This window comes from Deinococcota bacterium, assembly GCA_030858465.1.
Lineage (GTDB): Bacteria > Deinococcota > Deinococci > Deinococcales > Trueperaceae > JALZLY01.
In genome coordinates, this window is record JALZLY010000138.1 from 1 (window position 1) to 7,818 (window position 7,818).

A 7,818-nucleotide genomic window follows, 5' to 3' on the forward strand; every position below is an offset into this window, starting at 1 on the left:
GGAGAGCGGCAGCAGGGCGCCGTGGGCGTCCCAAACCTCCGGCCTGACCAGGAGCAGGTCGCGGGGGTCCTCGCGCGCGGTCACGGCGGCGATGCGCGCCCCCGGCGCGCTCTCGCTCGGCAGGTCCTTGAGCGAATGCACCGCCAGGTCGGCGCGACCCTCCAGGACCGCGTCCTGCACCGCCTTGGTAAAGAAGCCCTGGCCCGTCATCCGGCTGAAGGCGACCTGCTCGAGGTCACCCTGCGTCTCGACGATAACGAGTTCTACGGCCGCGCCCGAAGCCTCAAGCCGGCCCTTGACCCAGTTGGCCTGCCACAGCGCCAGGTCGCTGCCGCGCGTGGCGATTTTTACTCTAGACACCTTTACTCTAGGCACAACACACTCCCAAAGGCCGAAGGGTCATGCCCACGGCTGCTCCAAGCTCGGCTTTCAAGCCTTGGTCCAAAGCCCGGTTTCCCACAGCCCGGTTTCCCAAAGCCCGGTTTCGTCGAGAAAGGTGCGCGCCGCCTCGAGGCCGTGCTCGCGCGCCACGGCGCGCAGGCCCTTGATCGGCACGCGGGCGAACTTGTGCGCCAGCCTCGCCGCCTCGTCCTCGGCCAGGCTGTCGCCGACGGTGGCTAAGATAGTCGCCAGGTAGAGCTCGCGCAGCCGCTTGATCGAGGGGCCGAGCTGCCGCTCGGTCCACTCGAGCATGGCCGCCTCCAGGTCGTGCTGGATGATTGCCTCGGCCTCGGCCAGCTTCGCGGTCAGCGCCTGGCGGCGCCTCTGGCCGACGTCTTGCAGGCTGTCCACGTCGAGCACAAGCAGTCCGCGCGCGCTGGCCGCCTCGGCCTCGACGTTGCGGGGGACGCCCAGGTCGACAGCGATCTTGAGCTCCGGCAGCCTCGCCAGGACCCTCTCGTCGATGAGATCCTTGACGGGCGTCGCGCAGATGAGCGCGTCGAGCTCGGGCGGCGCCGCCAAAAAGTCGCTTAGGGCGAGGCCCTTGACGCCCAGGTGCCGGGCGAGCTGCTCCGCCCGCTCGGCACGCCTGTTGACGATAACGAGCTCCGTCGCCGGGCGGCAGGCCAGCGCCTTGGCGGCGAGCGCGCCCATCTCGCCCGCGCCCACCACCGCCACCCTGGCCCTGCCCTCGGGCAGATGGCGCTCGAGCTCGGGTCTGGCCAGGCTGAAGAGCGAGGTGTTCATGGGCGCCAGGGCGACCTGCCGCCGCACCCGCTTGGCGATGCGCAGGGCGGTGCTGAAGGCAAAGGAGGTCACCGGCCCGGTGCTCCCGACGGCCTGCGCCAGCGCAAAGGCCTCGCGCACCTGCGCCACTATCTGGTCCTCGCCGGGGTTTAGGGACTCGAGCGAGGCCGCCACCCGGATGATGTGCTCCAGGGCCGCCTCGCCCAGATAGGCATAAGGCCTCACCCAGTCCATCTCCGCCGGGCTGAGGCGGTGCCGGGCCTCGTCCACCGGCATGCCGGCGGGCAGGACCACCACCAGGTCGAAGCGGTTGCAGGTGCTGAGCGTCACCGCCTCGGCGAAACCGCGTGCGAGCAGGTCGCTCGGCGCGTGGGCGCCCAGGTCCCGCTGCCAGGCCTCGAGGGCCGCTGCGCCCCCCCGGCGGTGTGATACTCCGATAAGCGCCAGTCGTTCCACTGAGCTGATTATAAATCGGAATGGCTCCAAGAAAGTGTCACGGGGGCTCACCAAACTCCGTAGCGAACGCCCTTTGACCGCGCAATCCTGTCAATCCGGTTAGACTGGGCCGTGGACGAGGCGCGCTTGGGGGACTTGGAGGGCAGGGGCACGGCGGAATACCGCAACCAGCCCAGCGGCGAAAAGCTCATCTTTGGCCTCTTCGAGGGCGACGGCGACAAGCTCAGAATGATGGCCGAAGCGCGCAAGCCCGTCCGCTTCGAGGGCGTCGCCAAGGACCACGCCAGGCGCTACCGAGTGATCGTCATGGTCTCGATCTTTCGCCTGGGCGGCCGTTCCACGGCACTCTTTCGCGCGACCGGCGAGCCCGAGGAGTACAGCCTGATTCCCTAAGCCCATGATCTTGTAAGCCTGTTCGGGGAATGGGGATCTCCTCGCGCACCACGTCCGCGTCCAGGATGCCCTGGCCGACCTCAGCCTCGTTGTCGTAGCCCTGCGCGGTGTCGATGTGCCGGTAACCGAGCGTGAGCGCGTCGCGGGCGGCTTCGCGGCAGTCTTAGCCGCAAAGCCGCCAGGTGCCCAGGCCGAGGGCGGGCACCCTTTGTCGTTCGGTGAGCTTGATCATGGGCTCATTATCCCCAACCGTGCCTCCGCTCACCGTAGGACACGCCCCGGCACCGCGCCGTTCGAGGGTTTTTGCGTTATAATGCCTTGTGTCGGAGCATAACGTGCCAGAGCATGACCGCGAAATTTTGGGCATCGACATCGGTGGGTCGGGCATCAAGGCGGCATTGGTCGATGTCGTCAGGGGCGAGTTCAAGACCGAGCGGCTGCGCATCGACACGCCGCAGCCCGCGACCCCCGAGGCCGTCGCCGCGGTGGTCGCCAAGATGGCGAGGGAGTTCGCCTGGCAGGGCCCCATCGGCTGCACCTTTCCCGCCATCGTCAAGAACGGCGTCACCCTCTCGGCCGCCAACGTGGACAAGGGCTGGATCGGCCTGAATGCAAGGGCGCTCTTCGAGAGGGTCACGGGCCGCCCGGTCCTGGTGATGAACGACGCCGACGCCGCCGGCCTCGCCGAGATGACTTGCGGCGCGGGCCGGGACAAGCGCGGGGTGGTCTTCGTCTTGACCTTCGGCACCGGCATCGGCAGCGCGGTCTTTTTGGACGGCCGGCTCCTGCCCAACACCGAACTCGGCCACCTCGAGCTCGCCGGCCGCGAGGTCGAGCCCACCACCTCGAACGCGGCGCGCAAGCGCGAGGACCTCTCCTGGAAGCACTGGGCGGCGCGGGTGGATCGCTATTTGAAGCACCTCGACTTTCTCTTCTCGCCCGACCTCTTCATCCTCGGCGGCGGGGTCAGCAAGAGGCACGACAAGTTCCTGCCGCTCCTGAGCGTAAAGGCGCCGGTGGTCCCGGCGCAGCTCCAAAACGACGCGGGCATCATCGGGGTGGCCTTGGCCGCGAGGAGACAGGCGCCTCACACCCCCCAGCAGACCTGAGAGCGTAAGCCCGCCCCGTTTGCGCCGCCGCCGTTTCGCGCTAAGCTGCAAGCATTCAAGAGGAGGAACCATGCCGAAGCTCACCGTCAACGGCCGCACCACCGACTTCAGCGAGGACACGCGCCTGGTCTTGGCCACCGAAGAGATGGGCGTGGCGATCGGCCACCGCTGCGGCGGCAAGGCGCGCTGCACCACCTGCCGCGTCGAATTCGTCTCCGGCGAGCCCGCCGAGATGACCCGCGCCGAGTACGAGAAGCTCTCCGAACGGGGCCTGCTCGGCCAGGTGCGGCTGTCCTGTCAGCTCACCGTCAGCCAGGACATGGAGGTCGTGCCGCTCCAGACCAAGGAGTCCGAGGGCTGGCCCGACACCGGCCCGGCGCCCGCGCCCGAGGTGGAGCCCGAGGCGGTGTGGCTTTCGAGAGCCGAGCTCGAGCGCAGCGCCTGAGCTGCTCTGGCTCCCACGTCAGCGAAAGCACGGTCCACAACCTGCCCATGCGGCATCCTTTTGAAAGGTCGAGGCACAGCAATGAAGCTCACTTCCCTCCCCCTGGCGGACTACCGGGCCGAGCACTTTCTCTGGAGGCTCGAGGACGGCGTCGCCACCGTCACCCTCGACCGGCCCGAGCGCAAGAACCCGCTCACCTTTGCCTCCTACGCCGAGCTGCGCGACCTCTTTCGCAAGCTGGTCTACGCCGAGGACGTGCGGGGCGTCATCCTCACCGGCGCGGGCGGCAACTTCTCTTCCGGCGGCGACGTGCACGACATCATCGGGCCGCTGACCAGCGCGAGCATGAAGGACCTCTTGGCCTTCACCCGCATGACGGGCGACCTGGTCAAGGCCATTCGCGCCTGTCCGCAGCCCGTCCTGGCGGCCGTGGACGGCGTCTGCGTCGGCGCGGGCGCGGCGGTTGCCATGGCCGGCGACCTGCGCCTCGGCACCCCGGAGGCCAGGGTCGCCTTTCTGTTCGCGCGGGTGGGCCTGGCGGGCTGCGACATGGGCGCCTGCGCGATGCTGCCCAGGCTAATCGGCCAGGGCCGCGCCGCGGAGCTCCTCTTCAGCGGCCGCGGCATGAGCGCCGAGGAGGGCGAACGCTGGGGCTTCTTCAACCGCCTCGTTCCTGCGGGAGAGCTGCTGGCCGAGGCCAACGAGCTGATGCGCCGCCTCGCTGCCGGCCCGACCTTCGCCCACGGCATGACCAAGACGATGCTCAACCAGGAGTGGACGATGGGCCTCGAGCAGGCCCTCGAGGCCGAGGCGCAGGCGCAGGCGCTGTGCATGCAGACCGAGGACTTCCGCCGCGCCTACCAAGCCTTCGTCGCCAGGGAAACGCCCGTCTTCAGGGGGGACTAGTGGACAGCTCCTACCTCGACTGGCCTTTTCTCACGCCCGCGCACAAGGCGCACGCGCTTAAGATCCGCGCCTGGGCCAAGGACGCCGCGAGGCGCATGCCACCCGGCGACCCACACGGCGACCCACACGGCGACGATGTAGACGCCCTCTGCCGGCGCTGGGTGGGGGAGCTGGCGCGCGGGGGCTGGCTCGAGACCAGCGTCTCGTATGAGGGCCGCCTCGACGTGCGGACGCTCTGCCTGACGCGCGAGGCGCTTGCCTCCCAAGACGGCCTGGCCGACTTCGCCTTTGCGATGCAGGGGCTCGGCTCGGGGCCTATAACGCTCTTCGGGACAAAGGAGCAGAAAGGGCGCTACCTCCCGGCGGTGGCGAGGGGGGAGAAGGTAGCCGCCTTCGCCCTCTCCGAACCGGAGGCGGGCTCGGACGTGGCCAGCCTCGCCATGAGCGCCGTTCTTGATGGCGACCATTACCTCCTGAACGGCGAGAAGACCTGGATTTCGAACGGCGGCGTCGCCGATTTCTACCTCGTCTTCGCCCGCACCGGCGAGAGGCCGGGGGCAAAGGGACTCTCCGCCTTTGTCGTGGACGCCGAGACGCCGGGGCTCGAGATCGCCGAACGCATCGAGGTCATCGCCCCGCACCCCCTGGCGCGGCTGCGCTTCGCGGGTTGCCGGGTGCCGGCGGCGAACCTCGTCGGCGCGGCAGGCGCGGGCTTCGGGGTGGCGATGGCGACCTTGGACGTCTTTCGCTCGACCGTCGGCGCGGCGGCCTTGGGCTTCGCGAGGCGCGCGCTCGAGGAGGCGCTGGCGCACACCACCCGGCGAGAACTCTTCGGCGCGCCGCTCGCCGACATGCAGCTCACCCGAGCCAGGCTGGCGGAGATGGCGCTCGAGGTCGATACCAGCGCCCTGCTCGTCTACCGCGCCGCCTGGACCAGGGACTGCGTGGCCGAGCGGGTGACGCGCGAGGCGGCGATGGCCAAGCTCCACGCCACCGAGGCGGCGCAGCGCGTCATCGACGCTGCGGTGCAGCTCCACGGCGGGCGCGGCGTGAGGCGCGGCGAGATGGTCGAGAGGCTGTACCGGGAAATCCGCGCCCTCAGGATCTACGAGGGCGCCTCGGAAGTGCAGGGACAGGTCATCGCCAGGCAGGTTTTGAGGGCCTTCGAGGAGGGAGCATGAGCGGCACCGACCACCCCGACCACCCCTATACTGCCCACTCCTATACTGCCCACTCCTATACTGCCCACCAGGACCTTTTCGCGCGGGACAACCTGCCGCCCAGGGCGCAGTGGCCCGACTTCATCAACTTGGACAGGCTGGGCTACCCCGAGCGGATGAACTGCGCGGCGGAACTCCTCGACGCTCAGGTCGCGGCGGGTTTCGCCGACGGACCCTGCTTGCGGAGCGAGCGGGGCGACTGGAGCTACCGCGAGCTTCAGGAGAACGCCAACCGGGTCGCCCGCGTCCTGGTGCGCGACCTCGGCATGGTGCCGGGCGAGCGTGTGCTCTTGGCCGCGCCCAACAACCCGATGATGGTGGCGTCATGGTTCGGTGTCGTCAAGGCGGGCGGCGTCGCGGTGGCGGCGATGCCGCTCTTGCGGGCCAAGGAACTGAGGACGATAGCAGACAAAGCCAAGGTCCGCCTGGCCCTCTGCGACGCCTCGCTGAGGGACGAGGTGGAGCGCGCCGCGGCGGGGAGCGACACCCTGGGGCGCGTCCACTACTTTTACGGCGGCGACTTGGAAAGCCTGATGGCGAAGCAGCCGCCGGACTTCGAGGCGGTGGAGACCGCCGCGGACGACGTCTGCCTCATCGCCTTCACCTCCGGCACCACCGGCTCGCCCAAGGGCACGGTCCATTTTCACCGCGACGTCTTGGCCATCTGCGACACCTTCTCCAGGGAGGTGCTGAGGCCCGAGCCGGACGACCTCTTCATCGGCTCGCCGCCGATCGCCTTTACCTTCGGCCTGGGCGGGCTGGTGCTCTTCCCCATGCGCGTCGGCGCCAGCTCCTACCTGCTCGAGAAGCCCTCGCCGCCCAAGCTGGCCGCGGCCATCGAGAGGTCCGGGGCGACGGTCTCTTTCACCTCGCCGACCGCCTACCGGATGATGCTCGACTCAGGCTGCGACCTCTCGAGCCTCAAAAAGTGCGTCTCGGCGGGCGAGACGCTGCCCAAGGCGACCTGGGACGCCTGGTTTAACGAGACCGGCCTGAAGCTCATCGACGGCATCGGCGCCACCGAGATGCTGCACATCTTCATCTCCGCTGCAGAAGGCGACATCCGTCCCGGCGCCACCGGCAAGCCGGTGCCCGGCTACGAGGCCAAGGTGGTGGACGACGAGGGCCGCGAACTCTCGCCGGGACAGGTCGGCAGGCTGGCGGTGCGCGGCCCCACGGGCTGCCGCTACCTCGCCGACGAGCGGCAGCTCGCTTACGTGCAAGGCGGCTGGAACCTGACCGGCGACCTCTACGAGCGGGACGAGGACGGCTACTTTCACTACCGGTCGCGCGCCGACGACATGATCGTCTCGGCGGGCTACAACATCTCCGGGCCGGAGGTCGAGGACGCGCTGCTCACCCATCCGGCGGTGAGCGAGTGCGCGGTGGTCGGCGCGCCCGACCCTATCCGCGGTCAGATCCCCAAGGCCTACGTGGTCCTAAAAGACGGCGTCTTAAAAGACGGCCGGGCCGGGAGTGACGCGCTCGTCAAAAGGCTTCAGGAGCATGTCAAGGCCACCGTCGCGCCCTACAAGTACCCGCGCGCCATAGCGTTCGTGGACAGCCTGCCCCGCACCCAGACGGGCAAGGTGCAGCGCTTCAGGCTGCGCGAGCGGGCGGCGGAGGACGCGCCGTGACCTTCCGCCGCCACTTCACGGTGCGCTTTCGCCACTGCGACCCCGCCGGCATCGTCTTCTACCCGCGCTACTTCGAGATGATGAACGACGTGCTCGAGGACTTTTTAGCCGAACTCGGCGCCCCCTTCGCGGCCTTCGGCGAGCGGGACGTGGGCGTGCCCACGGTGGCGCTCGAGGCGACGTTCGCGCGCCCCAGTTTCCTGGGCGACGCGCTCACCGTGGAGATGACGGTGGCGAGGCTGGGCGAAAGCTCCTTCGCCCTCGCCTACACCGGCTCCTGCGCGGGCGAGGAGCGCTTCACGGCGAAGAGCACGCTCGTCTACGCCTCGAACCGCGGCAAGAACGCCATTCACAGCCTGCCGCTACCCGAGGGGCTCCGCACGGGGATGAGCCGCTATTTGTCGGGAGAAACGTCGTGAAGGTCACCATCGTCGGCGGCGGCCCCGGCGGCCTCTACGCCGCCC

Annotated in this window: 9 protein-coding genes and 1 pseudogene; 7 read left to right on the forward strand and 3 right to left on the reverse strand. The window is 69.1% G+C overall.

The genetic code is table 11. The features are described 5' to 3' along the window. Together M3498_06555 and M3498_06560 are read right to left on the reverse strand one after the other, a co-directional pair. The coding region (locus M3498_06555; protein ID MDQ3458944.1) for a hydroxymethylbilane synthase at positions 1 to 360 on the reverse strand (360 nt) is incomplete at its 3' end. Between the two features lie 69 nt (positions 361 to 429). After that, positions 430 to 1,644, reverse strand: a complete 1,215-nt coding sequence (locus M3498_06560) for an NAD(P)-binding domain-containing protein (protein MDQ3458945.1) — start codon at positions 1,642 to 1,644, stop codon at positions 430 to 432. Between the two features lie 111 nt (positions 1,645 to 1,755). Here M3498_06560 and M3498_06565 point away from each other — a divergent pair, with 111 nt between their 5' ends. Next, the gene (locus M3498_06565) at positions 1,756 to 2,037 is read left to right on the forward strand and encodes a hypothetical protein (GenBank protein ID MDQ3458946.1); all 282 of its coding nucleotides are present in this window, start codon (positions 1,756 to 1,758) and stop codon (positions 2,035 to 2,037) included. Positions 2,038 to 2,071: 34 nt separating this feature from the next. Here the strand turns inward: M3498_06565 and M3498_06570 are convergent. Continuing rightward, positions 2,072 to 2,242 (reverse strand): annotated as a pseudogene (locus tag M3498_06570) (aldo/keto reductase). A 115-nt stretch (positions 2,243 to 2,357) separates the two neighbouring features. Between M3498_06570 and M3498_06575 the strand changes: the two are divergent. The 6 genes from M3498_06575 to M3498_06600 all read left to right on the forward strand — a co-directional run bounded on the left by M3498_06575 (position 2,358) and on the right by M3498_06600 (position 7,773). Beyond that, on the forward strand, positions 2,358 to 3,146 hold the full coding sequence (locus M3498_06575; GenBank protein ID MDQ3458947.1) for an ROK family protein: 789 nt from the start codon (positions 2,358 to 2,360) through the stop codon (positions 3,144 to 3,146). 70 nt (positions 3,147 to 3,216) lie between these two features. Further along, positions 3,217 to 3,591 (forward strand): (2Fe-2S)-binding protein, encoded by a 375-nt coding sequence (locus M3498_06580; protein ID MDQ3458948.1) that lies wholly within the window; start codon positions 3,217 to 3,219, stop codon positions 3,589 to 3,591. An 81-nt stretch (positions 3,592 to 3,672) separates the two neighbouring features. Then, positions 3,673 to 4,497, forward strand: a complete 825-nt coding sequence (locus M3498_06585; GenBank protein MDQ3458949.1) for an enoyl-CoA hydratase family protein — start codon at positions 3,673 to 3,675, stop codon at positions 4,495 to 4,497. Continuing rightward, entirely contained in the window at positions 4,497 to 5,678 is a 1,182-nt protein-coding gene (locus M3498_06590) for an acyl-CoA dehydrogenase family protein (GenBank protein ID MDQ3458950.1), read from the forward strand. Before M3498_06585 ends, M3498_06590 begins: the two co-directional genes overlap by 1 nt. After that, positions 5,675 to 7,354 (forward strand): AMP-binding protein, encoded by a 1,680-nt coding sequence (locus M3498_06595; GenBank protein MDQ3458951.1) that lies wholly within the window; start codon positions 5,675 to 5,677, stop codon positions 7,352 to 7,354. The genes M3498_06590 and M3498_06595 overlap by 4 nt, the downstream gene beginning before the upstream one ends. Next, on the forward strand, positions 7,351 to 7,773 hold the full coding sequence (locus M3498_06600; GenBank protein MDQ3458952.1) for an acyl-CoA thioesterase: 423 nt from the start codon (positions 7,351 to 7,353) through the stop codon (positions 7,771 to 7,773). The genes M3498_06595 and M3498_06600 overlap by 4 nt, the downstream gene beginning before the upstream one ends. The last annotated feature ends 45 nt before the right edge of the window (positions 7,774 to 7,818 follow it).